We start from the raw sequence: 25,245 nt of genomic DNA on the forward strand, positions 1-25,245 counted from the left end.
GGACTAATTCGAGCTCTTGGGGACGTTTCGCATTCCGAGGACATGGAAGTCCTTGAGTCCGCCCTTGAGAACGTAGACCAGCGTATTGTTTCCGTTCGGATCGGTCGGTCTCAGGAAGAAGCCTGACTCGAGCACAAAGTCTCGGGTATTGCTGATAATTCCTTCGATCATCTCTCCGTCATAGAAATAGACGCGTACCCACAGCCCTGGCACGATCGGGGCATGCTCGTGAAAGTGAAGAGCACGGTGGCGAAGATCACCATCGAAGGTCTTCACGAAGAAGACAGCCTTGGCATCGCGGGTGGGAACGTCCTCGACTGTGTCTGAGTCGAGCAGCTTCAGCCGGATGGAGTCCAGCGGATAGACGGGGTCGTTGCGTAGAAGCTGCTCGATGGAGCCAAGTTCGCGGGACTCGGCAAGTCCGCGAACGGCATGGCTCTCGTAGCGGACTACAACTCGATACGGTTCAGACAGCTCTTCGGCGACTTGGGATTTGCCCTGAGATTTTAGGATGCGTGGTTGTTCCGTGGTGACAGGTCGTACTGCTTGATCTTGTACAGGAGCGCCTTGTAGCTGATTTGCAGGTCGTTTGCCGCGGCCTTCCTGTTCCATCCAGTTCCCTCCAGTACCTGTGCAATTGCCGTCGACTCCGCATCCCCTTTGAGATTGCGGACCATCGCTTTGAGCCCGGCGCCATTGGGTGACTCCTGGGCTACCGCTGCTGCCGCTGCTCCGCCCTGATAGACCGTTGCGGGAGAGAGTTCTTCGACGATCGATCTTTCTTCACCAAGCACCAGGTACCGATTGATTACATTTTCGAGTTCGCGCAGATTGCCGGGCCATGAGTGATCAGCCAAGGCGTTCAGCAGGTTTTGCGAGAAGGGCAGCGGATCCCGGCCATACCTCTTGGCGCCCTTACGCATAAAGTATTCCGACAGCACCGGAATCTCTTCGCGGCGCTCGCGCAACGGAGGGATGCTGAGGGTGAATCCGTTGAGGCGGTAGTACAGATCCTCGCGAAAGGTCTTGTTGGCCATCGCATCCTTCATATTGATGTTGGTGGCGGCGATCACGCGCACATCCACTTTCATGGGAGACCTGCTGCCAAGGCGAGAGAAAGTTCCGTCCTGCAACACCTGCAGGAGCTTGGCCTGAAGGATGGCGGGCATCTCGCCGATTTCGTCGAGAAAGATCGTTCCGCCGGTGCAGACCTCGAACTTGCCTGGCTTGGTCTTGACCGCTCCGGTAAAGGCACCCTGCTCGTAACCGAAGAGCTCGCTCTCGAGCAGGTCGGCGGGGACTGCAGCGCAGTTCACCTTGAGGAAGATGTTCTGGCTGCGAGCAGACATTTTGTGAGTGTAGAGCGCGAGGATCTCCTTACCGGTTCCGCTCTCCCCCAGGATCAGGAGTGGAATGTCGGCACGTGCTACGAGAGCGGCCTGAGCTTCCAGTTCGCGCATCCTTTTGCTGGAACGTACAAATGAGTGAGTTTCGTTTAGCGGAATCTCTTTCAGGGCATCGGCTGCGGGAACCTTCTTCTCCGCCGAGGCGAGGTTCTCCTCAATAGCCTGTTCGACGTCGCTGCCGGTAAACGGCTTCATCACGATCGCACGAACACCCAGACGAATCACCATCTCCAAGTCGCGAAGTTCCGCCGAGCAGGATAGGACGACCACCGCGAGATTGGGTTTGGTGCACCGGATGTGGGTCAACAGAGGCATCGGGTCGCGGTTGGTATGCAGGGCAAGCAGAAGCAGATCAGGCTGTTCCGACTTGTCCAACCGCTCGAGCAGCGCCTGCTCGTCCGAGAAGAGGCTCAGTGAATATCGGGATCCGAGGGTAGAGCGAAGATAATCGAGAACGGCGAGATCCGGTTCCAGAATAAGGATCTGAGCACGTGGCCGAGTAGACTTCAAGGCAGTGACGGGATAGGACAGCGCAGCTGACATACAAAGTACCTCAAATTGCAGGTTGGCTATTCTCCAAACCTACGGTGATCCTGAACCTGGTTGGCCCCCAGGGTCAGGCTGTACTCGATCTAGACAGTTGCAAACGGGAGCCGGTCGTCCTGACCACCCCCACGCCAGCAGATTCTAGCTCGTCCGACGCAGCATTTTGCAAAAAAATGTTACGAACTTTGCCGACAAAAGAGATAAAGGTTTACCACTCTCCTATCAAGTAGGCCTAGCTTACATGGTACTGGCATGAGTGAAACTAAAAAAATGTGGAATTTTTTTTGCGGGTTACTTTGGTGAAAGTGACCCTGGTGACCTTCAAATCCCATGCAAAAGTGCTACTTCAATCCGATTCTGAAGTTTATTCGTATATTTGGGCTTGCAATTAGGCCCACGAAATCCTCGCTTTCATCCGTTTCCGTACAAGAAATGGCGCTTGACGTGCATATGTGAACCGTATTGCAAAGTTGCGGTTTTTGCCCAACGCCGATAGGAAAAAATGACCTTGGATCACCACGTCGAATCCGCTGTCTCGCTCAATCTCCCGCCTCTCGAAATTTTTTTCGGCAAGACGGCCGCTATGCAAGCGGTTCGAAACAAGCTGGAGAGAGTAGCCGAGACCGATGTCCCCGTTTTGATCCAAGGGGAAAGCGGCACCGGCAAAGAAATCTGCGTGCGCCTGCTGCATGCGTTCTCTTTGCGGAGCAGGGGTTCTCTGGTTAAAGTAAGCTGCCCTGCGATACCCCACACGTTGCTCGAGACAGAGCTGTTCGGCTATGAAAAGGGCGCGTTTACAGGCGCTATGTCCACGAAGCTGGGACGCGTTGAGCAATCGCACCACGGCACGCTCTTTCTGGATGAGGTGGGGAGCCTGGACCTGGGAGTTCAGTCGAAACTGCTTCAAGTGCTGCAGGACGGAACCTTCGTCCGAGTGGGCGGTCACGAACCCAGAAATATTGTCACGAGGTTGGTTTCGGCTTCCAACACCGACCTTCGCAGCCAGGTCGAGGATGGAACCTTCCGTCTGGATTTTCTCTTCCGCATCAATGCGGTAACTATCAACCTGCCGCCTCTACGCCAACGGATCGCTGATCTGCCCATCCTGATCGATTACTTCATCGATCACTATGCAAAAATCTTCCACAGTGCACCGGAATTGCTCTCTAAGAGCGCGGTTCGCCTTATGCAGAATTATCACTGGCCGGGAAACATACGCCAGTTGGAAAACCTGATCCGTAGCTATGTTTTGATCGGCAGCGAAGAGGCGCTCGTAGCGGAACTTATGCCCGAAACTCCGCGCGGCGGAATCACAACCGATATCGACCTCAGCGAGCCGATTTCGCTCAAGAACATTACGAAAAAGGCGACCCAGGACCTGGAACGGCAGATCATTCTCAAAGTGCTGCAGGAAAATAGCTGGAACCGGCAAAAGACGGCGAAGTGGCTGCAGATCAGCTACCGGTCGCTGCTCTACAAACTGAGCGAGGTCGGAATGCCAGAGGTGCCCCCTCGGCCCCTGCGTATCCCTCATCTGGTAAAAAAAGAAGAGCGCACGGTTAAGACTGCGCTGTCGTCTCGGACGCGGATTTACTGACTTACCGTGTTGATTCGTTAGCACGCAGAACCGACACGCGCATCCTTTACTCGAAGCTGATTCGTTTGAGATTCGACAGCGGTCTTATTGTGCGCCCTGCCGCCGAATGATCGTCTTGATCGTCTCGAACATGATCAGCAGATCAAGCCCAAGAGTCATGTGCTTGATGTAGTAGAGATCGAACTCCAGCTTTTCGCGAGCTTCGGCCAGAGTCGAGCCATAGCCATAGCGGACTTGAGCCCAGCCCGTGAGGCCTGGGCGAATCATGTGGCGAAGATTGAAGTAGGGGATCTGTTCGGTGAGCCATGGCACAAACTCGGGCCGTTCCGGACGCGGACCTACAAAGCCCATATCGCCACGCAGAACGTTCCAGAGTTGCGGGACTTCGTCGAGGCGGGTCTTCCGCATGAACATACCCACGCGCGTCACGCGAGGATCGTTCTTGGTCGCCCACTTTGCGCCGGTGACCTCGGCATCGGTGCGCATCGTACGAAATTTGTAGACCGAGAAGTTCTTGCCGCCTAGACCTACTCGCGTCTGCCGGAAGAAGATCGGTCCCGGCGAGGAGAGGCGAACCAGGAGCACAACGATCGGGAAAAAGGGGAGAAAGAGAAACAATCCAACTGCGGCTGTCAGTGTCGAGACAATCCTTCGTGCAATCTGCTGAGACGGCTTGACTCGGAAGCCTTCGCTGTAAATGAAGCTGCTGGGATGCAGCCCGTCGAGATGCAGCTTGCCGGTAAGCCGCTCGAGCAGAGCTCCCGCATCTTCGATGACGACGCCGTTGAATCGCAACTTGAGCAACTCGCGAACGGGAAATTCGCCGCGACGGTCCTCAATCGCGACGATGACTCGATCGACAGGCGGCTTCGGCCCGGAGAATTTCTCGAGAGCCACATGGATGGCCTCTTTGCGCTGGTCTCGATCGGCCACTACGCCATCCCAGCCGAGCACCTCCATGCCTGCATCCTTGCGTGCCTCGAGCAGGTTGACGATGGCCTGCGCGCGGTCGCCTGCACCCAGAACATAAACCCGTTCCCGGAAGATCTCTCGCCCAATGACCCACTCGTAGGCGCTTCGCCACGCCACCAGCGCGAGAGTGAGAAAGATGAGACCGAGCAGCAGGACATATTGAGCGATGTCGAGGGCGGGAAAGATGTAGATGATCGCCGACAGCAGAAACGACAGAAATCCAAGAACCAGCAGCAGGCGAAAATAGATCTCCCAACTTGCGGAGATGCGTTGTGGCTCGTAGAGATCGAAGTAGTAGGAACAAAGCAGCGTCAGGATCGTAAGACCGAGAATTTTCAATCCCCCGTTCTCATAATTCAGAACGAGGTAGGTATCCGGCCCCATCAGCAACACCGTCGCCAGTAGGAAGCAACCACTCACAATCAGCGCTTCGCACAGCAAGAGAACGATGGTACGGGTGGGGTAGTACACGTTGAAGAGCCGGATCATCTGGTCAATTGCTCCCACTTACGGTTTGGCGGCATCGTATCCATAGTAGCTGCCGACCTGAGGTTGCTCGTGCACGGCGTTCAGAACAAATCCAAGAATATTCGAGGCTTTCAGCTCACTCTGCGCCCGTTGCGCAATAGGGAATTTGGTCTCTCCACTGCGTGCAACCAGGAGAACGCCATCGCAAGAACGGGCCAGGTTGACGGCATCGGAGACGGGCAGAACCGGTGAAGAGTCAACGATGATCCAGTCGAAGTGCGGCGCCGCCAGCCGAATCAACTCGCCGAAGCGCGGGCTTCCGGAGAGGTCAGCTGCCTTGTCGCCGCCATTGCCCCCCGCAATAAAGGTCAGGTTCTGCGCGATCGCGGCAGTCCCCGGGGTCATCCCCTCAAACGAATCCGACCGCTGCATCACCTCGGTCACGCTCGTCTTGCCGCCGAGATAATCCGCAAGACCGGGATGAGACTCGCAGCCAAGAAGTTGATGGAGGGTGTAGCGCCGCATGTCTCCATCGATCAGGAGTACCTTGCTATTCTTGTGGCGCGCGAGGCTCATGGCCAGATTGGTCGAGATGAAACTTTTGCCCTCCTGCGGCACGCCACTGGTGACCATGATGGTCTTGAGCGGGCTGATATCGCGGAGCTCGAAGATTCGCGAGCGGAGGCTGCGAAACTGCTCAACCGCGGGTCCGCGCTCGAGCAGCGACGGTAATTGCTCGAGGGAGAGTGCCCAGGGGCGGACCGGAATCCTGCTGAGGTCGAGCGCGTTGGGGTCCACTGGAGTGACGTAGGGCTCACCATACGACCGCGCTTCTGCAGGTGCACTGGCTTGATCTTCCTCAGCGGTGGCCACGGCGGTCGCATAGATGGCTGATTTGACCGAGGCCTCCGGAGTTCGCGGCTCCGGTTCGCGCCGGTCCAATTTGCGGTCAGACTCTGCCTTCTGGAGTGCTTCGTAGATTCGGCTCATCGATCGTGCCTTCCCGGCTCTTTATTGAAAGCTGCCATAAAATTATCTTCTTTCGAGTTCAGACCGGACTGCTTGTCCCCGTTGCCGATCACAGCCGAAGAGAGCATGAAAGGCTGTACCTCCAACTCCAGTTCTGCCGCGACGCCTTCTACGATGGTGGCGGTCACCTGTTCCACCTGTTCCACATAAGCCACGATCAGCGAATGCTCGCACAGCAGGTTGATAATGCGCGGAATTCCGCGGCTGGCCCGGTGAATCAGATCCAGCGCCTCGAGGGAAAACAGCGACCAGCTTGCTCCTGCAATCCGTAGACGTTCGGCCACATAGGCGTGTGTCTGGCTCTCGGTCAAGGCCTGGGTGCGGCACCACAGCGAAACACGCTGCCGGAGCTGCCGCACGCTTGGATGGCGCAGCTTCTCTTCGAGCTCAGGTTGTCCCGACAGCACAATCTGCAACAGCTTTTCGGATGAGGTCTCAAGGTTGGTGAGGAGCCGAATCTCTTCGAGCAGCTCCCACGACAGATTTTGCGCCTCATCGACGACCACCACGCAGGTCTCTTCCATGCGAAAGCGCTCGATCAGCCAGCGGTTCAACTGCAGCAGCATGCCGGACTTGGTCCGCGTCGCCGGCACAATGCCGAAGTCGGTCAATACAAACTCGAGGAAGTCCAACACATCGAGACGCGGGTTGAAGACGAAGGCGGTCGAGACCTTGCGGCCGCTGAAGGAGCTCAATGCGCGCCGCAGCAATGTTGTTTTGCCTGTGCCGACCTCGCCTGTCAAGACAGTGAAGCCCTTTCGTGCCGAGATTCCATACTCCAGGCACGCCAACGCCTCGCGGGTGTGCGGCATCATGTAAAGAAACCGAGGATCGGGGCTGGTTCCGAATGGACTGCTCTGGAGTTTAAAGAAGGTGTTATACATCTCAGCCCCCCGCATTCATCAGCGGCTTGCCGCCCGCGGTTATGTCCGAACTGCTGCGGCCGAAGAGCTTGCGCTTCGCGACCACAGGCTCCGGTTCGCCGGTAAGTCCAATGACGCCGAGGGTGGGCAGCTTCGTAAACGCCCAGATATCGCGTTCGCTGCGAATCGCGGTGTCCAGATACTCGAGCAAAGCTACGAAGGACAAGCCCAACGCAAGCCCAATGAAAAGGCCTCCCATGACGAAGACGGATCGCTTCGGAGAAGAGGGCGACTCGGGTAGGTTTGGTTCATCCATGACCCGGAACTGCTCTCCCTGCTGGCGCCGCTCGAGGTCGGTTGCCATCTTGGATTGATTCAGCTTGTTCAGCAGATCATCGTAAAACGCCTGTGCAGTCTGGTTATCCCGTGTGATGCTCTTGTACTCCTCCTCCACGGCGGGGCTGGAGGCAACGCGATCCTGATAGGTCCGAAGCTGCGCTTGAACTTCAGCCTGATCGCGCTTCTTTTGAGCGATGCCGAGTTCCATTGCGCGAATTTGAGCGCGCATCTGTTGCACGTTAAGGGAGTCGGTGGTTTTCGGCGCGGAAGACGCCGGCACGGTTGGCGCTGCGGGTGCCTGGGCCATTTTGCGCTCCAATTCATTGACCTTTCTCTGCGCGCTGACCACATCGGGGTAGTCGTCGGTGTAGCGTGCCTTCAGATCCGCCAGTTGCGCCTGAAGCTGCTGGAGTTCTAACTGCTGGGCCTGGGGGGCCACAGCTCCATGCTCTGTGCTCTGCGACTGCTGGACCTGCTGAGCCTGCTGCATCGACAGGATGGATTCCGCGTAACTCTTGTCCTGCTCCATGCGAGCAAGCGCCTGGGTCGCGGCATCCAGCTGGGTGTTGAGCGTCGTCAGCATGTTGATGTTCGACGACTCCGCACCCGGCAGCTTACCCATATAAGTCTGCTGAAACTTGGCAAGACGTGCGTCCTGTTCGTCCAACTTTGCCTTGGCATCGGCCAGCTGGCTCTTCAAAAACTCGGTCGTACCTGCGGCCGAGGCTGCCCGGTCGCTGAGGTTTTCACTGACGAAGAGCGACTGAATTTCGCCGCACACCAGCTGGGCCGTGCGCGGGTCGTTCGCCTTGAAGGAGATGAAGAACCCTGGTAGTCCGTTGGTTCGCGCAATCTCCGATTGAATGGGCGTGATCCCGATATTTTTGCGGGTAAGGTCGATGCGATCGTCCATCGACAGCCTCCCGTTGGCAAACAGGTTGAAGCGTTCAATGATGGGCTGGAGTCTCGAACGGCTTAAGATCTGCTCCTTCATGGAGGCCAACCGTCCGCTCAGATCCTCGGTGACAACCGCTTTGACGTAAGACTCCGGAACCTTCTGCTGCTCCACCAAAACCAGCGTCTGGGAGACATACTGCGGCTGCACCAGAAAAGTAAGGAGATACCCGACGATGGGAAAGATAATCGCGGGGACGGCAATCATCCACCATCTTCGCTTCAGGATGTTGAGGTAGTCCTGCACCGTCAATGCGCGATGGCCAAGCATGATGACTCCTTAGAATTGCCCCAGATTCGTGGATCGGGGAGTGAACGTGATCCCAAATCCAAATGTCTGGAAGTTGCTATTGAGTATGTTTGGTGCAACAGGCTCAACTAGATTGTTGATGGACTGGCTCGCCGCCGTAAAGCTCGCATACCCGGAGAAGTGAGGGCTGATCCGGCGTGTAACCTGTGCGCCCCCGTATACAGTGTCATAGATTGTGTTAGTCGTGACGAGCGAGGTGCCGTTCAAAGACTGCGCCAGGCCGGCGCTGTGCGTGTAGGACGCGCTGAGGCCAACGACCCAGTCCCGGCCAAAATTACGGCCTGCGGACGCCACGACTGAATCGGAAAGCGCACCGGGCAACACGCCGGATCCATTATTCACTCCCCGGCTGTAGTTGATGCCCGCATGCACATTCTGATAGCCATAAGAGATTCCCGCGTTGACCGCTATATCGGTCGAGTCGGGGACGAGGGTGCTGTTCGAGCTCGAAACCCACTGCGGACCGACTGAGGCGTTGACGCTGATCGTGCGGCTCAATACGCGTTGGTAGAAAACGTTGATACCGCGAGTCTCGATGTCAGGCGTATTCAGGCCGGCTCCTTCGCCGCTATACGAGTAAGTCGAATAGACCGCTGCAACACCGATTGAACTTCGTGCATCGAGTCGTTGATTCAGCGAGACAGTTCCTGAAACCTGGCTGGTATCGAGCCCTGCATCGGCATCGCTGTCGAGATAGTGAAGCACTCCCCATGAACCTGAACCGCTGATGGACGTATTGCGCGTGAGCGTCCGCTCTACGCTGCCGCTGACGGCGTTACCGATGCGATTGCCGGAGGTGGTTATGATGCTGCCGATCGGCCCTGCACCTGGCCCCTGGGTCGGAATTGCTCCGAGATCTCCCACGCCGGCGATTCCCGATAACCCTGTCGTGGGCGACTGAGGCAGATAACTGAAGGAGTCAGAGATATTGAAGATCCAGTGACGAGTCACATAGCCCTGTGACGCCGAAATGTTCCAAAAAGACGTGGTCCCCCCGGCCGTCTGGTCCGCCAGAACCACACCGCCCGCGAAGAGCATGCTGAATGGCCGTGTCGTGTTCTGTGAGGTGTAGGCGGCATTGCCGGAAAGGTCAGTCGCGTATGTCGTCTCGCCCGATCCGTAGTATCCGAACTGGATGACCTCCGATGCGCTGAGTGAGTAGTGAAAAACCCCGTCGAGATTAGGTAAGTTCGGGCCCAGGGTGGAAGCCATCGACGACTCCGCTGTCGGCAAAGCCTGGCCTTGTGCGATGGAAGCACCCATCGACAGCAACAAGACCGAAATCAGTGTTTGGATCTTCATACCTTCCTTCATGGGACGACGATTGTGTCTCCGGGAAGAAGCGAGACCCCCGAATTTTCCCCCTTCAGCGCCTGCTTATAGTTGAACGGGATCTTCTGTTGTTTTCCTGCCGTCGTTCGCAGAATATAGATGCGCTTGGCGTTCGCGAACTGCGTCACTCCGCCGCCGGTGACAATCGCCTGCAGTGGAGTCATGCCCGGAGTCATCACGACCGGACCAACCTTCCCGACTTCGCCAACCAGAAAGACGCGCTGGCTGTTGACTCCGAGAACCACTACCGTCACCACTGGATCCTGAATGTACTTTTTGAGCCGTTGACCGATGTCAGTCGAAAGCGCCGTGGGCGTCATTCCGGCTGCCGGAATATCTCCCACCAACACGAGAGAGATCATCCCATCGGGTCGCACCGGAATCGTACCGGAGAGCGTAGGCTCCTTCCAGACGGTGATCTGCAGGGAGTCCTCCGGCCCGATCACGTAACGATTCGCATCCATCGGGCCTGCGTAGTTGGCGCTCGCGGCTGGGGAAACCTTTGGGTCAGCTGGAGCCGTGGTCTGTCCGTTCGGCGCGGTATTCTGTGTTGCGCCTGCGGTAGCCGCAGGTTGTGATGTGACCTGTGCTGCAAGTGACCCTGCTGCAATCGGTAAGAGCAGCAGCACAGCACCCATGGAACAAAACTGCTTTATCAAAGTAACCCTCATCCTTCCTTCGCCTGACTCCCGTGGATCGACACATCCATTCTGACGCATCCCCTTGGTAGGCGAGAGTATTTCGTCATAGATAGGCATAGGCGAACACTCTTTTGTACCTCGTCGACTCAGACTTCGCAGCGAAGCTCACCAATCTTCTCGGCAATTATTACCTGTCAGGCAATGCGCGTGCCAAAGCTCGATCTGTGCCAAATTTTGTCGAGGAAATTGGAAAAAATGTATAGATTCGGGAGAAAACCAGCGCGTTGCCCGTCATGGGGTCCTTCGATGTGCAGATTATCAGTGCAAGTGTGAAAGTTTTTTCCCTTTGGGGGTATTCTCCGTACCACTTTCGTGTCGATAGACCCTAAACGGATACAGAAACCGAGGTCCGAAGAGGTAAATATGAAGAGGCATATAAATTGCTTACAGGGATCAGGTGAAGTATAACGTCATACGAGCAACACGGGGGACAACTCACACGATGCCTTATGCAGTGGACTCGGCCGCGAAGGTGGCCAATCCAGAGCCACCGCCAACCTCCCTCTCCGGTGCTAAGGCCCGGCTTGAGTGGCTGCCCTACGCCTCAATTGCCCTTCTGCTCGCCGTCTTGTACTACCGCGTCGCGATCAAACTGGTATACGACTGGTCGACTCTTCCGGATTACTCTCACGGCTTCCTGGTCCCGTTTTTCGTCGCATTCCTGATCTGGGACAAGAGGAAGGTGCTGCAGTCCACGCCGATCCGCCAGAGCTGGCTCGGAGTGCCACTCGTCGTTTTCTCTCTGGCCGTCCTGATTCTCGGCATCTACGGCGTCGAACTGTTCACCTCGCGCATGTCCTTCATCTTCCTGATGGCTGGCCTGATCTGGACCTTCTTCGGCTGGGCGATGGTACGGGCATTACGCTTCCCTCTTCTGGTACTTGTTCTTGCGATTCCTTTTCCCGCGATTGTCTTCAACCAGATCACGTTCCCGCTGCAACTGCTGGCCTCGCGAATTGCCAGTGACATCCTGCCACTGCTCGGAGTGCCGACGCTGCATGAGGGCAACGTGATCGAGTTGCCCGTCATGAAGCTCGAGGTAGCCGAGGCCTGCAGCGGCATTCGCTCGCTAATGAGTCTGTTTACCCTCTCAGTCTTCTACGGCTATTTTCTGGAGCACACCACGAGGCGCCGCGTCATTCTCGCCCTGGCCAGCATCCCCATAGCTGTCACAGCCAACGTAGCCCGCATCGTGGGCACAGGTTTATGTGTCCAGTATTGGGACCCGGAAAAGGCGCTTGGCTTCTTCCACGAATTCTCCGGCTGGGTAATGTTCGTCATCTCTCTCGCCTGTCTCTATCTGGTCCACCGCGCCATGCGGCTGATCTCCCCCGAAAAGGCACAAACCACATGAAATCCCCACGCTTCTGGCTCGTGATTCTTCTACTTGCCGCCACGGCTTTCGTTCTGCAAACCCGTGGCGATGCGGATTATGTGCCCGCCAGTCAGCCGCTAAACCAGATGCCGGAGCAACTGGACGGCTTGACCGCCCAGGACATTCCGCTCACCGACGATACCCTTGCTGTGCTCGGTAAGGGTGACTTCCTCAATCGCATCTACGTGGGTCCGCTAACATCCACGAATAGTCACGCGATCCCTATCAGCCTCTTTATTGGCTACTTCCCCAGCCAGCGCACGGGTCAAACCATGCACTCTCCGCAGAACTGCCTGCCTGGCGCCGGATGGACCTTTGACTCGCAGAGATACGTCAGCTTTCAGGACATCAACGGCAAAAACTACAGGGTGGGCGAATACGTCATCAGCAACGGGGAGATCAAACAGTTTGTTATCTATTGGTATCAAGCGCATGGCCGCAGCATCCCCAACGAGTACAAGGCGAAGCTTTATATGATCGCCGATGCTATCCGGATGAACCGCACCGATGGCGCCCTGGTTCGCGTCATCACCCAGGTTCTGCCGTCGGAGTCGTTAGAAAGCGCCAGAGAGCGGGCTACTCAATTCACCCAGCAGATGGCTCCGAACCTGCCACGGTTTATCCCTGACTAACGACCGATGAGCCGGAGTTTCACGTAAGTTGTAGATCGTGGTGCCACGTCAGCTCCGTCGGTGTCGATGACAGTGCGAGAATGACAGTGCGAGAATGACAAGATCGTTCTGAAGATCAGTTGAGGAAATACGCGATGAGAACTCCCCTTCCCTTGGTAGCACGTCGAATCACTACAGTGCTGGCCATCTCGCTTGCCCTCGGACTCACCTCCGGTTGCCATCGCGATCCGAACAAGCAGAAGCTGCGTTACCTCGAGAGCGGCAAGCGCTACGCCGACCAGGGCAAGTACAAAGAGGCGACCATACAGTTTGCCAACGCGCTTAAGGTCGACCGCAACTACGCCGACGCTCACTATCAACTCTCTAAGGTCTTCCTGAAGCAAGGATCAGTCATGCCCGCGTATGGGGAGCTGATGCGCACGGTCGATCTGCAACCTGGCAATCTTCAGGCGCGCATTGATCTGGGCAACATTCTGCTTGCGGGCAAGCAGGTCGACCGCGCCGCCGCGCAGGCCACGGCGGTACTGGCGATCGACAACAATAATGCTGACGCCCATGCACTGCTCTCCAACATCGCCTCAGCGAAAGGAGATCGCATCGAAGCGTTGGCCCAGATCCAGCAGGCCCTCGCCGCAGATCCCAATCGCGCCACTTTCCATGCCACTCTGGGCCTGTTGCAAAGCAATGACCCGGCTACGGCCGCTGCGGGCGAAGACCAACTTCGCAAAGCCGTCTCTCTGGACGGGAAGAACGTAACCGCGCACGTAGTCCTCGCATCGCTATTGCAGAAGAAAGGGGACTTTCAGGGCGCGGAGGAACAGATGAAAGCCGCAATCGCCGCTGACCCAAAGAGCGTGATGGCGCGCGCCAGCCTCGCAGATTTGTACATGCGCCAAAAAGATACTGCGAAGGCCGAGCAGACCCTTCGCCAGGCATCCGAGGATCTCTCTGATTCCGAGAGTGGTGCGGGCATGCTGGCAACTTACTACATCCGCACCAACCAGCTAGTTCCGGGGGAGGCGACCTACGCAGACCTGGTCGCGAAGCACCCAAAGAGCGTTCCACTCAAAATCGCATATCTTCGCCTGCTGATTCTTAACAAAGATCTGCCCAAGGCGAGGACCGTTGGCGCGGAGCTGGCCAAGACCGACAACAACATTCCCGAAGTCGCCGTTCTCAATGGCATGCTTTTGCTTAACGACGGCAAGACCGCCGATGCCTTCAACTCGCTGCAGAAGGCGGCCAAGGCCAATCCCGACAATCTGGTCGTCAAACTCTGGCTTGGCCGCGCAGCACGCGCTAAGGGCGACATGAGCGTTGCCCAGCAGAGCTTCCGCGACGCCGCCAGAATTAGCCCAAGCAGTCTGGAAGCGCAGGCTGGCCTCGCCGAGATCTCCATCGATACCCACGACTTCACCACGCTCCACCAGGTAGCCGACACCGCTATTGCAATCAATCCGCAGGTCGCTGCCCCTTACATCTGGCGCGGCATTGCTGAAGGCAGCCAGAAAGAGTACGACAAAGCCGACGCGGACTTCCATCAGGCCATCAAGCTCGATCCAAAAAACGCCGCCGGCTATCTGGAACTCGGCCAGCTGCGCCTATTTCAGCAGAAGACCCCTGAAGCCAAAACGCTCCTCGAACAGGCTCTCGAGTTGAACCCGAATTCTTCCCGCTCTCTGCGTCTGCTCGCCTCAGCTCTCATGTTTGAAAAGCAGCCGGCCAACGCCATCAGCCGCGTGCAGGAACAGATTGCGAAGTCTCCGCAAAACGCCGACATGTACACCCTGCTCGCTGAGTTGCAGCTGAACACAGGCGATGCCAAAGATGCGCTGGCCACTGCAGAAAAGGCAATGCAGCTGAACCCGAACGACAGCTCAGCCGTCATCACCTACACTCGAGCCGAAGTCACCACGGGCGATCCTGCCAAGGCCGTGGCCAAGTGGCAGCAGTGGACAACTGACCACCCCACCGACGTCCAGGGACTCACCATGCTGGGCACCATGCAGGAGTCGCAGGGTGATCGCAACGGCGCCATGGCCACCTACAAGAAGGCCCTAGCGATTCAACCGGAGCAGCCCATCGCCGCCAACAACCTTGCATACCTCATGGTGGACACCGGACAGAATCTTGACGTTGCCCTCTCTCTGGCCCAGGTAGCGCGGCGTGGCATGCCGTCTTCGCCGAACACAGCTGACACCCTGGCCTGGATCTACTACCAGAAGGGCAACTTCGCTTCAGCCCGCGATCTTCTAGAGGATGCCGTCAAAACGGCTCCTAACAGTGCTTCGATCCACTATCACCTGGGCATGACGTACACCAAGCTGTCCAACAACGCCGAGGCCTTGACTCATCTGAAAAAAGCGGTAGCCCTGGCACCGAACACCCAGATTGAGAAGGACGCTGATAGAGAACTCGCACGGTTAGGCTAACGCCTGAGCAGACTTCCATAGACACGGGTGATTTGGGTCATCATGGCTTCGGTCGTGAATTTTTTGGCCACCGACCTCTTACCCTCTACCCCCATCTGCCTCGCTTTCGCAGGATCGGAGAGCAGATCAACAATCGCCGCCGCCAGAGCGTCGGGATCCTCCGGCGGCACGATGACTCCGCTGACGCCATTCTGGACGGCCTCTGAATTTCCGCCGACATTCGTGGCGACGACCGGTAGCGATGCGGCCATGGCCTCGACGATTGCATTCGAGAAGCCTTCGCTTCGTGAGGGTAGTACGAAGATGTCGGCCAAGGAAAGATGCTCCCTGAGGTTTTTTACGCCGCCCGCAAAACGAAACCTGTCGGACAGCTTCAGGTCTCGCACCAGCACCTGCAGTTCCGCGAAATAATCCGGTTCCAGCACATCCCCCGCGATGCTGAATGTTGCTTTGGGAAATTGTGCCGCAACAGACGCAGCTGCTCTGATAAAAACATCATGCCCCTTCACCCGACGAATGTTGCCGACCGTCGTGACAAGAGCCTCGCCTGCATGTTTTGCTGCTTGAGAGATCGAGCTCCAGTCAGCCAGATCGAGTCCGTTGTAGATTGTCTGCACGCGCGAAGGATTGATTCCATCCACGTCAATGCAATGCTGGCGAACCTGCTCGGAGACGGCAAACACTCGATCGGGAGCGCGTGCCATTAGCCGGTAAGCGGCATGATGCTTGCCAGTCCGAAGGATGCCCATGTCCCTGCGGCTCCAAATAAGTTTCGCGCCCGACATCGCCTTGGTTACAAATCCTGCCCAGAGATCGGAGCTCTCAAAGAACGTCTGAACGATCCGGATCTTCTGCTCTCTAAGAAACTTCCTCAGCTCGAAACTGCCTCGCATTGCCGTCAGATCATAGGTCCGTTGCAAAGGCAGCAGGTACACGGAGCATGGCGGCGACTGGAGACCAGCGCTCGCCGGATCCGCGGAAAACGTAAGGATCGAGACGCGGTATCCATACTTCGGCAGAAGGTCCGCGAGCTTGAGTACGATCCGTTCGCCGCCGCCGAGTGTTCTCGGAAACTGATCGAGGACCAGCAGCACGTGAGGCATCTCAAAGTAGCTTGCGTCGTTGCCGGTCGATTCCTCAAGGTGTAGCGCCCTAATCATTCTTATACAGAGTTTCCCGAAGCCAAAGTCGCTGTGGTGCTGGGCGGAAGACCCCGGTGGTCCCGCACATTATCGGTACGCCAGGAACGGGTTAGCTGCGACGGCTTCGGAGATAGCTGATTCCGTCGCGGGTTCGGTCTCGGCCAATTGAAGTGCGCGAATCGCAGCTGCCACAAGAATCCAAAGTATGCCCGTAATCTCGAGATAGGTCCATCGATCGCCAAAGAAATTCGCGACAATACAGGAACACATGCCGACAAACAATCCCAATCCAAGCCCGCGATAGAGCGGATCCTCTGCTCGCTTAAAGAGGCGGTATGCTACTGCAAGCACCTGCTGCAGCATCGCAAGCACGATGATCATTCCGATGATTCCTGTCTCCACCATCACTTTGACGTACCAGTTATGGGTATCTTTCAGCCCATCCACGTGATTCCCTATCTGATAGGTGGCGAAGCCAATTCCTAGGACGGGACTGCTGAGAATGGATTCCTCTGCTGCCTCCCACAAGTTGACTCGTTCCTGTGCCGAAATCTCCAGCTTTCCATTGGAGTTTTGCGTCATTTCGACACGCTCACGAACTGCGGTTGGAACAATAGCTTGCCACGTAAAGAGGAAGACTGCAGCAATCACGATAAGTTTCCGGTCCTTCAGGAATCCCAGAACGACGATGCTGACAAGGAGAGCCGCATACGATCCGCGAGAGAAGGTGTACAAGTCAGCAAAGACTGTTAGGGCCACAAGCCCATAGAAGATCAGCCTGAGTTTCTTTCTTTGGACAAACTGTACGAAACCCCAGAAAAACATGGCGAACTGGGCGAGAAAGGCTGCTGTCTGATTCGAACCGTACGCGAGCGGGCCCGTATCTCTTTTATTCTCGTCGAAACTGCCCCAGGTTCTGGACATACTTTCGAGCAGACAACTTCTGTCGATTGCTAAGAGGGAAACCGCCGTGATAAGGACCACCGTCCGTATTGCCTTCCTGTCCTCGACGACCATGCCGGCCGCGGTGAAGACCAAAGGAATCAGCATGTAGTCTTTCCACGTCTCGAAGTTGACGTCGCCGAGCCAGAGCGGCGGAGGCGCATTGCCGAGCGCCGTGCCAAACCACATCGATAGATAAAGGTAGACACCAAACACCAGCCATATGGTGTAGAGCGACGACTTGGGGATCGATTTTCCCTTAAGGAGGGCACCGATAATGACGGCAAATACGAGAATGGTCAGCATATTGCCGCCGAGCGGATAATTCAAAAAGTGATCCCGCATCGTGCGATAAGGCAAGAAAGGGATCATGTAGTAGAGACCCAGTAGGGGACGTCCCGTCAAAGAGACGATACACATGATCCAGAACCCCAAATAGGCGATCAGGGGAACATAATGTGCGAGTCCTAGTCCCAAAATTCACCTTTCCCACTGCCGGCAAACCTATCCGACCAGACTCGACGCCACAGTTTCGCGTTAGCTGTCAGAGCCATACTTTTTTCCGCCCCACAGCGAAGTTATAGAACGCGAGTGCCGCAGCCGCATTGAGCATCACAAAAGTGCAGGCGATGCCAACGGGCTTGAATCTTTTGGCGGACGGAATCAAGGATCCGCACGTGGCTGCAACGTAGAATAGCACCTGAAGCCAAAAGATTGCGCCGTAAAAAGGTCCTCCGAGGATACCTGCCGCGACCAGCATCAGCGGAAGAAAGACTGGAATCAACAGGCGAAGCAGTTTGTGACTGACAAAGCGAAAGAGAAGCGGATTTGACGGCGAAAGCAGCCACGGAGCGAGTTGAAGCAACTGGTAGTTTCCGGTCAAGGTGCGAACTTTTCGCGAGAACTCCTTCCCTTTTTCGTTAAAGAATCGGTCCCGCGCGATCGCTGCTGGTTCAAAAACAACCCGTTTTCCATGCCGCGCGACATTCATTGGGACAAAGACATCATCCAGGATCGTACCCGGAGGAATCGCGATGTAGAGCTCACGGCGAATGGCGTAGATTGCACCGGTCACGCCAACGACTGACCCCGAAGCAGACTCAAGCTTCCGCACCATCTTTTCGATCTTCCAGTAGATGCCGAGCCCTTCGTGCGAACGCGCTCCAGAATCTTCAAGTAACAGCTCTCCGCTCACTGCGCCCACGGTTGGATCTGCAAAACAGGACGCAAGTTCCGAGATAGCATTCGGTTCGAGAAACTGCCGCGCATCCAGAAAAACCAGAATCTCTCCCTTAGCGCGATCGACAGCCGCATTCAAGGCACGAGCCTTGCCGGCGGACTCTTCAAGAAGAATAGGGACAACCGGCGGAGGCTGTTCCAAAAGAATCTCTGCGGTCCTATCGGTCGATCCATCCGAGGCAACCACGATCTCTAACTGCTCCTTTGGATAGTCCAACATACGAAGGTTTGCCATCTTCGACGGCAGATTTGCTTCCTCGTTGCGCGCCGCAATAATAATAGAAACGTCAGGAGTGTAGTCTGCTTTCTGGATCGATTGCTTACGAAGGTATACGCACATCCACAGCAGGACGGCGTACCCAAAGTACGCATAGCCTGTAAGCGCGAGGCACATCCAGAAAAGAAACTTCACCGTTCGATCCTGTTGGAGCCAACACCGATATTCGTAACGGGAGGAAACAGGAAACGGCAGCTCCGGCTCGTTGCAAAGGAAAGAACCGGCCTCTCCCCGTCGGACCCTGCAATCCTCCAGATACCAGCTCCAAGTTTCACAATCCCTCGATTGACGTCATTCTACTAAACGGCGTTGTTGGATCAGTATGCGACCGAATGGCATGCCCAGTTCTGTTTCCTCGGCGATATCATCTAAGGAATGATACGTTGATCCCAAAACGGACCGCCTACCTCTTTCGGGGCAGCCTGCGTAACCATCGCTGCTGGTAGATCCGACCTCTCGACTAAACTGGTAGCGCGCCTTACCGCCGGTTTTTAAAGTGAATTGCTTTTCAAGAACCGTGATCAGGTAGAGATCTACAACGTCTTTCAAAAACCGGCCGCCACGCGCGTCATGTTCGAGTACGTTTCGATTCGAGTTCAATGTCCAGCAAAAAGCGATTCGCGATCAACGTCGTAACGAACTGGATAGCCATGGCTGTCAGCATGGTCGTCCCTTTCTTTCTAGCTCCCTTCGTTGTTCGTCATCTGGGCGCGACAATCTACGGCATCTGGATATTGGCGGTCTCCACAGTTTCGTATCTCAATATGCTCGACCTGGGATTGCGTAGCGCAATCACCCGGTTCGTCTCCAAGAGCGCAACCGAGGGCAACACGCGGGACGCCCAGAAGGCGATCGGCGCTGCACTCTGGTTTCGCATGGCGATCGCGGCATTTGTGGTAGTCATCAGCATCGGGTTAGCCGTCTGGTTCCCCCAGATCTTCAAAATCCCGCATGATTTAGAACGGCCAGCACAAATCACCGTTCTGCTATGCGCTTTAGGAGTCGCTGCTTCGCTGCTGTCGGGTGTCTACACTGGAGTGATTAGAGCGATCAACCGCTTCGATGTCCTCAGCACGATCACCATGACCCAGACTCTGGTAAGAGCGGTTGGAGTCATTCTCATTCTTCGCAGTGGCCATGGTCTCGTGGTCTTGGCCATCTGGGAATTTGGAGTCGTCCTGTCGTCCAGCACTGCAGAGATGCTCTCGGCGTTGAAACTGTACCCGCCGTGCCGGGTTCTGGTTCTTCGACCCGATATGGAAACCCTCAAGAGCATCTGGTCTTATAGCTTCAAAACATTCATCATCATCGTCGCCGTGCAGATCGTCTTCTACACGGACAACATCGTAGTAGGCGCGTTCCTCTCTGTGGGCGTCGTCACGTTCTACTCGATCGCCGGAAGTTTAGCGATGTACTCGGGACAGATATCCACCGCGATGGGGACCACTTTCATCCCCATGGCAAGCGGTCTCGATGCAAGCGGCAACTCGGCTAGCCTGAAAAAACTCCTGATTCGCGGAACCCAGGCCATGCTTGGACTCATGCTGCCAATCGGCCTCACTCTGTTATTGCGGGGTAAGACATTCATCGGCCTCTGGATGGGACCGCAGTTCAGCGAAACCTCTGGCACAATTCTTCAAATCCTATTGATCAGTCAATTCTTCACCATCGGCAACTCGACCGCAGGACAGATCGCGTATGGAGTCGATAAACACAAATCGGTTGCCACGTGCGCAGCGCTTGAAGCCGTTTTTAATCTGGCCCTCAGCCTTGTGCTGGTGAAGGTCGTAGGACTATACGGAGTAGCCTGGGGCACATCGATCTCGATGGCCATCGCTCATCTGATCTTCTGGCCACGATTCGTAAGCAAGGAACTTGGCGTTTCGCCCCGAAGCTATCTTTGGGATGGTTGGGGGAAGATTGTACTCTGCTCGATCCCGTTCGGAATTGCATCCAGGCTAGTGGATCGTCATCTGCACCCGGGCTCTCTGGTTGCCTTTTTTGGTCAGGTCTTATTCACTTTGCCGGTATATTTTCTTGCAGTACTGGCAATCTTCCACAAACCGTTGTCGAGTGCATTTAGACGATGGCAGGCATCGCGGCGCCCAGTACTCCAGGGGATGGCCTGACAAGATTAGGGCTGAAGGTCCCTGTGGCTGGTCGCTTCAGAATTTGCCGGTTGTCAGGAGACGGACACTTCGCTTGGGAGTTCAGCTTGTCTCGTAAGAGACTCGCGGCACCGTCGTTCCGGCCACCAGTAGGTTGCACTCAAGCGGAAGTTTTGCAACTTCGTATACAGCATAACCGCAAAGACTTTATACCTGTAGGCAGGCACCACAGCTCCCCACAAAGGCCACTTGAGAAGCGATTCGATTGCATAAGCCCAATAGCGTTCGCTCTCGGCTTCTCTATAGTTCAGAGAGACGTGGAAAAAAATTCTAGACTCGATCTTGCGTTTCCAAATAGTTCTTCTGATGCCGCTAAGATCTTCGAGCAAAACTGTATCCAGCAATCGCAACGCAGCGGCCGCGGTTCGCGCAAAATTCTTCGTGACGTTATTCTCCCAGTGACGATAGGTCGTTAGGTTCTCAGGCACGTCTTGAAATGCTTTCGTACTGTAGCGCCTTACGAGACGAAACCAGAGTTCCCAGTCCTCGCCGTGGTGGTATTCCGTGCTAAAACCACCAACTTCCTCAAGAGCTGAGCGCCGGATCATGGAAGTTGAAGGCAGAATTGGCGTACGGTAGCGAAGTCCCGGCCAGAGCTTCACGGCAGGGAAAGAAGGCATTGGATGGGTTTCCCCATTCGAAAACAGGTACTGGAAGGCAGAATAAACTACGACCAACTCTGGATTGGCCTCGATCACGTCTACTTGCTTCTCAAGCTTTTCAGGAACAAACAAGTCGTCACTGTCTAAAAGTGCGATCCAGTCACCAGTCGCCGCCCGAAGAGCCGTATTTCTCGCAGCCGAAACACCCTGATTTGATTGTTTGATGTATATGATTTTGCCGCCGAAGCTGCGCACTATCTCTCCTGTGCGGTCCTCGGAACCATCGTCGACGACAATGATTTCGTGTGCCTCACAGGTCTGGGCGACCGCGCTGTTTAACGCGTCCCGGAGCCACCGCTCAGCGTTATAGGCGGGAACGACAATTGTAACTTTCGTTCTCACGGTGGTTCAAAAACCTTCCTGGGGGCTTGAAACCATTGCGATTCCTATCGTTGACGAACAATCCGCTAACTCTTACAAAGCCTAACCTACTTGCACACGCAAAGGTTTAGCAAGTGAGATCTTGACTCAGTATGTGAACCACAAAGCCGGTTCTGGCAACCTGTCTACCGTCTCAGCAATACGCATTTGTCAAGCCTTCCGGTGCAAACTTTAGAGGGATTGGTCATGCCATGGAACTCCACGCCGGACTGATAAGATTCAGCTGTACCAAGATATAATCCGCGACGAGCCAGGAGTTTTCCGGCATTGAGCATGTCAAAATTTTCGGAAGATGTTGCACGATACCGGTCCTTGGGCCATAGCGGAACGCGGCTCTGGTTGAATTCGGCGTTGTGGGCAATCGCGGTCTATCGATTGGGTCATTGGTTGTACTCTGCGAACCCTTTTATTCTGATTCGCATTCCCCTGAAGATCGTGTACTTTTTCGCTTATATGTTTTCAGAAGTTGTCATGGAGATGTGCCTTGATCCCCAGGCGACGATCGGCGGCGGTCTCTACATCGCGCACATCGGCGGCGTTCACATCAACCCTCAAGCAATCATCGGGAGCAACTGCGACATCGCCCATCGCGTCACCATCGGCGCCTCCGCGATGGGCCGAAAAGGCGCGCCTGTCCTTGGCGACAGGGTCTACATCGGCACAGGCGCGACCCTGGTAGGAAAGATCAAGATAGGCAGCGGTGCAAAGATCGCCGCAAATACTTTAGTCATGAGCAACATTCCCGACGGCGCGACAGTCATGGGCGTACCCGGTCGCATCATCATGCGTGCGCCGAAGCCTGTCGAATCCCCTGCACCGCCCGTAGCGGAGACCACCGATGCAAAATGATACAAAGCGACAGGATCTGCGCCGGCGCATCAAAGAGGCCGCCTCGTCGCAAGATGCAGGCACCGCGGTCAATCTCGCGCGAAAACTCCTCGCCGTCTCCGGCAAACCAGCCGACGTTATGTTCTGCGCCTCGACGTTCACAGGCATAGCCGACGCTCTGACCAGTCAACTGCGGGCCAACCGGCTCAAAACCTACATCGTCCGCTCAGTAACGATCGAGCCGATCCTCCCCTTCCTGACGACCGAAGCGGTACTGTCGAACTATGTGCTCGACCTCACCGTTGGCGGCTACGGCTCCTACGTGGATGAGCTGCTCAATCCGCAAAGTGCCCTCGCCAAATTCGAGCCTGACCTCATCTTCATTGTTCTTGATCTCGAAGACATTGCAGGTCGCCTGCCGCAGTTGTGCGCAGATGGCATCGGCGATGCAGTCGAAGCAGAAATCGGAGAATCCATTTCCCGAGTGGAGCAGTTGCTCAGGAACTGTCGCTCCGGCAACTCCGCTCGAATCCTCTTTCAGGGTTGCGTCGTCCCGGACCACACCTCGCTCGGCGACGTCGGCGAAGCGAATCTCCGCCACAGCCTGACCAACGCCGTCTACCAGCTGAATCACAGACTCGCTGCATTATGCCGCACTGTCTCTGACTGCGTCTTCTTCGATGTGGATCATCTCGCGGCTCGTCATGGCCGCGCAAGCTGGCGAGACGCGCGAATGTTTTTAGCATCGCGGCTCCCTGTATCATCAGCGTCCTTCGAAACCTATGCACGCGGCCTGGTCCGGTCATTCTCACCACTGTTCCGTGCTCCCCGCAAGGTCCTGTGTACAGACCTCGATAACACCCTCTGGGGCGGAGTTCTCGGAGAAGAAGGTCCCGAAGGGATCGCCACCGGAACTGCATTCCCAGGCAACTGCTATCTCGAGTATCAGAGATACCTCAAGCAGCTATCGTCTCGAGGCATCCTGCTCGCCATCGTCTCGAAGAACAACGACGCAGATGTTCGCGAAGCCTTTCAAATCCGAGCCGCCGACCTTGGACTTACTCTGGACGACTTCGTTGCAACGAAGATTAGCTGGAACGAAAAGGCAGCCTCCATTCGCGAACTCGCAGAAGAGCTTTCTCTCGGCCTCGATTCCTTCGTCTTCGTCGACGACAACCCCGTGGAGTGCGAAGCCATCCGCCAGCAACTGCCGGAGGTAGCCGTCATCGCGGCGCCGGTAGAAGAGCCCTGGAAGCTGGTCGATCTTCTATCCGCGCAGCCGTTCTTCGATGCAGCCGTCGTGACGGATGACGATGTCAATCGCCTGAATGAATATAAAGCGCAGGCCCAACGAGCAGAGCTGGCCAGCAGTGTCGGCAATCGTGACGAGTTTCTCGCCTCCCTCGAGATCGTCTGCACTTTCCTCAGCGCTTTGGACGCTCCACTCGCACGCTCGGTTCAGCTTCTCGCCAAAACGAATCAGTTCAACCTCACGACTCGCCGCCATTCGGCACCCGAGGTCGAAGCGTTCGCTTCCTCCCCTGGAGGTCAGGCAGTCGCCGTTCGTGTACGTGATCGTTTCGGCGATGCCGGTGTCGTCGGTCTCGCCTTAGCGCGCACGGAGGGTGATACCTGTTCCATCGACTCCCTGCTGTTATCGTGCCGTGTGATCGGACGCGGCATCGAAACCGCGCTGTTGGCTCATCTCGGAGCAAACGCTATCACGGCAGGAGCGACCCGTCTGGTGGGCGAGTTCATTCCGACAAAAAAGAACGCACCGTGTGCCGACTTCTACGTCGATCACGGCTTTGTCAAAGACGCTACGTCGAGAGACGCTTCTCCCGACTCCATCTTTTATCAAATTGATCTGACCACCGCGGCTCCTGAGAGCCCAAGGTGGCTAACCCTGGAAGGAAATGAATCGAATGAGTTCTCAGCAAGTGCCGTCGTCACTTCGTGACATTCTCGCCGATGTCCTCGAAATCTCGCCTGAAGAGGTCACACCCGAGCTTGGGGTCGGCACCATCGACAACTGGGACTCCTTTCGCCACTTGCAGGCGATCCTCGCGGTCGAAGGAGAGTACAGCGTTCAGTTTGATCCCTCCCGCATCCCGGAACTGACCACCGTCTCGCTCATCCAGGCAGAGTTGATCGCCAAGGGAGCGACACTTTGAACGCTGAGGATCTCGGCTTCAAACTCCGCCATGTAGGAGTCGCAGTTCCGAAATTAGGGCCGACGACCGACGCCCTCGAGGCACTGTTCGGGTACAAGGTCGTCTCCGGCCCGTTCGACGACCCCATTCAAAAGGTCAGCGTCAACTTCCTCGCGAAGTCAGAAAACGATGTAGCCGAGATCGAGCTCATAGCCCCACTGAGCGAAGACTCTCCCATCAAGTCGATGCTCGCCAAGGGCGGCGGCGCAGCCTACCACCTCTGCTTCGAAACAACTGACATCGAACAGGCTGTGGCTCATGCAAAAGATAACGGCTGCATCATCGTTAGCCCGCCAGCTCCCGCTGTCGCCTTCAATGGCCGCAGAATCGCCTGGATCTACACGCGCTCCAAGCAGTTATTCGAGCTCGTCGAGGCTCCGATTTAGTCCATACAATCTGTATGATTCAGCCAAGGTTTTCAATCTGTTTGAAACACA

General features: G+C 56.0%; 23 protein-coding genes. 9 read left to right on the plus strand and 14 right to left on the minus strand.

What is annotated here, in order from left to right:
* Positions 1 to 3 precede the first annotated feature (3 nt).
* From RBB77_RS20865 to RBB77_RS20875, 3 genes are all read right to left on the minus strand, one after another.
* Positions 4 to 612 carry a DUF6982 domain-containing protein gene (locus RBB77_RS20865; RefSeq protein ID WP_353063631.1) on the minus strand — a complete coding sequence of 203 codons (609 nt, stop codon included), beginning with the start codon at positions 610 to 612 and terminating at the stop codon, positions 4 to 6.
* Entirely contained in the window at positions 507 to 1,949 is a 1,443-nt protein-coding gene (locus RBB77_RS20870) for a sigma-54 dependent transcriptional regulator (RefSeq protein WP_353063632.1), read from the minus strand. Before RBB77_RS20870 ends, RBB77_RS20865 begins: the two co-directional genes overlap by 106 nt.
* A gap of 391 nt (positions 1,950 to 2,340) precedes the next feature.
* Positions 2,341 to 2,643 (minus strand): hypothetical protein, encoded by a 303-nt coding sequence (locus RBB77_RS20875; protein WP_353067719.1) that lies wholly within the window; start codon positions 2,641 to 2,643, stop codon positions 2,341 to 2,343.
* Between RBB77_RS20875 and RBB77_RS20880 the strand changes: the two genes are divergently transcribed.
* Positions 2,536 to 3,549 (plus strand): sigma-54 dependent transcriptional regulator, encoded by a 1,014-nt coding sequence (locus tag RBB77_RS20880; protein WP_353067683.1) that lies wholly within the window; start codon positions 2,536 to 2,538, stop codon positions 3,547 to 3,549. The two genes, RBB77_RS20875 and RBB77_RS20880, sit on opposite strands and share 108 nt — an antisense overlap.
* Before the next feature lie 84 nt (positions 3,550 to 3,633).
* Here RBB77_RS20880 and RBB77_RS20885 read toward each other — a convergent pair whose 3' ends face one another.
* From RBB77_RS20885 to RBB77_RS20910, 6 genes are read right to left on the minus strand one after another with little or no spacing between them, the layout of a single operon-like run.
* Entirely contained in the window at positions 3,634 to 5,028 is a 1,395-nt protein-coding gene (locus tag RBB77_RS20885) for a TIGR03013 family XrtA/PEP-CTERM system glycosyltransferase (protein WP_353063633.1), read from the minus strand.
* Complete coding sequence (locus RBB77_RS20890) at positions 5,029 to 5,979, minus strand: CpsD/CapB family tyrosine-protein kinase (protein WP_353063634.1); 951 nt, start codon at positions 5,977 to 5,979, stop codon at positions 5,029 to 5,031.
* Positions 5,976 to 6,902 carry an ExeA family protein gene (locus RBB77_RS20895; RefSeq protein ID WP_353063635.1) on the minus strand — a complete coding sequence of 309 codons (927 nt, stop codon included), beginning with the start codon at positions 6,900 to 6,902 and terminating at the stop codon, positions 5,976 to 5,978. The genes RBB77_RS20890 and RBB77_RS20895 overlap by 4 nt, the downstream gene beginning before the upstream one ends.
* A 1-nt stretch (position 6,903) precedes the next feature.
* Positions 6,904 to 8,445, minus strand: a complete 1,542-nt coding sequence (locus tag RBB77_RS20900) for a GumC family protein (protein ID WP_353063636.1) — start codon at positions 8,443 to 8,445, stop codon at positions 6,904 to 6,906.
* 9 nt (positions 8,446 to 8,454) lie between these two features.
* The gene (locus RBB77_RS20905; protein ID WP_353063637.1) at positions 8,455 to 9,786 is read right to left on the minus strand and encodes a hypothetical protein; all 1,332 of its coding nucleotides are present in this window, start codon (positions 9,784 to 9,786) and stop codon (positions 8,455 to 8,457) included.
* Positions 9,787 to 9,794: 8 nt separating this feature from the next.
* Positions 9,795 to 10,574 (minus strand): polysaccharide biosynthesis/export family protein, encoded by a 780-nt coding sequence (locus RBB77_RS20910; protein WP_353063638.1) that lies wholly within the window; start codon positions 10,572 to 10,574, stop codon positions 9,795 to 9,797.
* A 385-nt stretch (positions 10,575 to 10,959) separates the two neighbouring features.
* On the opposite strand from RBB77_RS20910, the gene xrtA reads away from it, so the two are divergent.
* From xrtA to RBB77_RS20925, 3 genes are all read left to right on the plus strand, one after another.
* On the plus strand, positions 10,960 to 11,871 hold the full coding sequence (xrtA, locus tag RBB77_RS20915) for an exosortase A (RefSeq protein ID WP_353063639.1): 912 nt from the start codon (positions 10,960 to 10,962) through the stop codon (positions 11,869 to 11,871).
* A complete protein-coding gene (locus RBB77_RS20920; RefSeq protein WP_353063640.1) occupies positions 11,868 to 12,524 on the plus strand; it encodes an exosortase C-terminal domain/associated protein EpsI in 657 nt (218 codons plus the stop codon). The genes xrtA and RBB77_RS20920 overlap by 4 nt, the downstream gene beginning before the upstream one ends.
* Positions 12,525 to 12,658: 134 nt before the next feature.
* Entirely contained in the window at positions 12,659 to 14,956 is a 2,298-nt protein-coding gene (locus tag RBB77_RS20925) for a tetratricopeptide repeat protein (RefSeq protein WP_353063641.1), read from the plus strand.
* Here the strand turns inward: RBB77_RS20925 and pelF are convergent.
* The 4 genes from pelF to RBB77_RS20945 form a co-directional block, all read right to left on the minus strand.
* On the minus strand, positions 14,953 to 16,116 hold the full coding sequence (pelF, locus tag RBB77_RS20930) for a GT4 family glycosyltransferase PelF (RefSeq protein WP_353063642.1): 1,164 nt from the start codon (positions 16,114 to 16,116) through the stop codon (positions 14,953 to 14,955). The two genes, RBB77_RS20925 and pelF, sit on opposite strands and share 4 nt — an antisense overlap.
* Before the next feature lie 69 nt (positions 16,117 to 16,185).
* Entirely contained in the window at positions 16,186 to 17,460 is a 1,275-nt protein-coding gene (locus RBB77_RS20935) for an O-antigen ligase family protein (RefSeq protein ID WP_353063643.1), read from the minus strand.
* A gap of 124 nt (positions 17,461 to 17,584) precedes the next feature.
* Positions 17,585 to 18,691, minus strand: a complete 1,107-nt coding sequence (locus RBB77_RS20940; RefSeq protein ID WP_353063644.1) for a glycosyltransferase family 2 protein — start codon at positions 18,689 to 18,691, stop codon at positions 17,585 to 17,587.
* Between the two features lie 156 nt (positions 18,692 to 18,847).
* Complete coding sequence (locus RBB77_RS20945) at positions 18,848 to 19,105, minus strand: hypothetical protein (protein WP_353063645.1); 258 nt, start codon at positions 19,103 to 19,105, stop codon at positions 18,848 to 18,850.
* 50 nt (positions 19,106 to 19,155) lie between these two features.
* Between RBB77_RS20945 and RBB77_RS20950 the strand changes: the two genes are divergently transcribed.
* Positions 19,156 to 20,685 carry a lipopolysaccharide biosynthesis protein gene (locus RBB77_RS20950; RefSeq protein ID WP_353063646.1) on the plus strand — a complete coding sequence of 510 codons (1,530 nt, stop codon included), beginning with the start codon at positions 19,156 to 19,158 and terminating at the stop codon, positions 20,683 to 20,685.
* A 53-nt stretch (positions 20,686 to 20,738) separates the two neighbouring features.
* Here the strand turns inward: RBB77_RS20950 and RBB77_RS20955 are convergent, their stop codons facing one another.
* Positions 20,739 to 21,728 carry a glycosyltransferase family 2 protein gene (locus RBB77_RS20955; protein ID WP_353063647.1) on the minus strand — a complete coding sequence of 330 codons (990 nt, stop codon included), beginning with the start codon at positions 21,726 to 21,728 and terminating at the stop codon, positions 20,739 to 20,741.
* A 510-nt stretch (positions 21,729 to 22,238) separates the two neighbouring features.
* Between RBB77_RS20955 and RBB77_RS20960 the strand changes: the two genes are divergently transcribed.
* The 4 genes from RBB77_RS20960 to RBB77_RS20975 are packed head-to-tail and all read left to right on the plus strand — an operon-like array spanning position 22,239 to position 25,194.
* The gene (locus RBB77_RS20960; RefSeq protein WP_353063648.1) at positions 22,239 to 22,616 is read left to right on the plus strand and encodes a serine O-acetyltransferase; all 378 of its coding nucleotides are present in this window, start codon (positions 22,239 to 22,241) and stop codon (positions 22,614 to 22,616) included.
* Positions 22,606 to 24,555 carry an HAD-IIIC family phosphatase gene (locus RBB77_RS20965; RefSeq protein ID WP_353063649.1) on the plus strand — a complete coding sequence of 650 codons (1,950 nt, stop codon included), beginning with the start codon at positions 22,606 to 22,608 and terminating at the stop codon, positions 24,553 to 24,555. The genes RBB77_RS20960 and RBB77_RS20965 overlap by 11 nt, the downstream gene beginning before the upstream one ends.
* The gene (locus tag RBB77_RS20970; RefSeq protein ID WP_183978333.1) at positions 24,521 to 24,769 is read left to right on the plus strand and encodes an acyl carrier protein; all 249 of its coding nucleotides are present in this window, start codon (positions 24,521 to 24,523) and stop codon (positions 24,767 to 24,769) included. The genes RBB77_RS20965 and RBB77_RS20970 overlap by 35 nt, the downstream gene beginning before the upstream one ends.
* The gene (locus tag RBB77_RS20975) at positions 24,766 to 25,194 is read left to right on the plus strand and encodes a VOC family protein (RefSeq protein WP_353063650.1); all 429 of its coding nucleotides are present in this window, start codon (positions 24,766 to 24,768) and stop codon (positions 25,192 to 25,194) included. Before RBB77_RS20970 ends, RBB77_RS20975 begins: the two co-directional genes overlap by 4 nt.
* The last annotated feature ends 51 nt before the right edge of the window (positions 25,195 to 25,245 follow it).

The organism is Tunturibacter psychrotolerans, assembly GCF_040359615.1.
Lineage (GTDB): Bacteria > Acidobacteriota > Terriglobia > Terriglobales > Acidobacteriaceae > Edaphobacter > Edaphobacter psychrotolerans.

Bases quoted from the DNA above. Each gene is read 5' to 3' on its own strand.
- RBB77_RS20865 (WP_353063631.1), bottom strand. From the start codon at position 612: ATGGAACAGGAAGGCCGCGGCAAACGACCTGCAAATCAGCTACAAGGC.
- RBB77_RS20870 (WP_353063632.1), bottom strand. From the start codon at position 1,949: ATGTCAGCTGCGCTGTCCTATCCCGTCACTGCCTTGAAGTCTACTCGG.
- RBB77_RS20880 (WP_353067683.1), top strand. From the start codon at position 2,536: ATGCAAGCGGTTCGAAACAAGCTGGAGAGAGTAGCCGAGACCGATGTC.
- RBB77_RS20875 (WP_353067719.1), bottom strand. From the start codon at position 2,643: ATGCAGCAGGCGCACGCAGATTTCTTTGCCGGTGCCGCTTTCCCCTTG.
- RBB77_RS20890 (WP_353063634.1), bottom strand. From the start codon at position 5,979: ATGAGCCGAATCTACGAAGCACTCCAGAAGGCAGAGTCTGACCGCAAA.
- RBB77_RS20895 (WP_353063635.1), bottom strand. From the start codon at position 6,902: ATGTATAACACCTTCTTTAAACTCCAGAGCAGTCCATTCGGAACCAGC.
- RBB77_RS20900 (WP_353063636.1), bottom strand. From the start codon at position 8,445: ATGCTTGGCCATCGCGCATTGACGGTGCAGGACTACCTCAACATCCTG.
- RBB77_RS20905 (WP_353063637.1), bottom strand. From the start codon at position 9,786: ATGAAGATCCAAACACTGATTTCGGTCTTGTTGCTGTCGATGGGTGCT.
- RBB77_RS20910 (WP_353063638.1), bottom strand. From the start codon at position 10,574: ATGCCTATCTATGACGAAATACTCTCGCCTACCAAGGGGATGCGTCAG.
- xrtA (WP_353063639.1), top strand. From the start codon at position 10,960: ATGCCTTATGCAGTGGACTCGGCCGCGAAGGTGGCCAATCCAGAGCCA.
- RBB77_RS20920 (WP_353063640.1), top strand. From the start codon at position 11,868: ATGAAATCCCCACGCTTCTGGCTCGTGATTCTTCTACTTGCCGCCACG.
- RBB77_RS20925 (WP_353063641.1), top strand. From the start codon at position 12,659: ATGAGAACTCCCCTTCCCTTGGTAGCACGTCGAATCACTACAGTGCTG.
- pelF (WP_353063642.1), bottom strand. From the start codon at position 16,116: ATGATTAGGGCGCTACACCTTGAGGAATCGACCGGCAACGACGCAAGC.
- RBB77_RS20935 (WP_353063643.1), bottom strand. From the start codon at position 17,460: ATGTGTATCGTCTCTTTGACGGGACGTCCCCTACTGGGTCTCTACTAC.
- RBB77_RS20950 (WP_353063646.1), top strand. From the start codon at position 19,156: ATGTCCAGCAAAAAGCGATTCGCGATCAACGTCGTAACGAACTGGATA.
- RBB77_RS20960 (WP_353063648.1), top strand. From the start codon at position 22,239: ATGGAGATGTGCCTTGATCCCCAGGCGACGATCGGCGGCGGTCTCTAC.
- RBB77_RS20965 (WP_353063649.1), top strand. From the start codon at position 22,606: ATGCAAAATGATACAAAGCGACAGGATCTGCGCCGGCGCATCAAAGAG.
- RBB77_RS20970 (WP_183978333.1), top strand. From the start codon at position 24,521: ATGAGTTCTCAGCAAGTGCCGTCGTCACTTCGTGACATTCTCGCCGAT.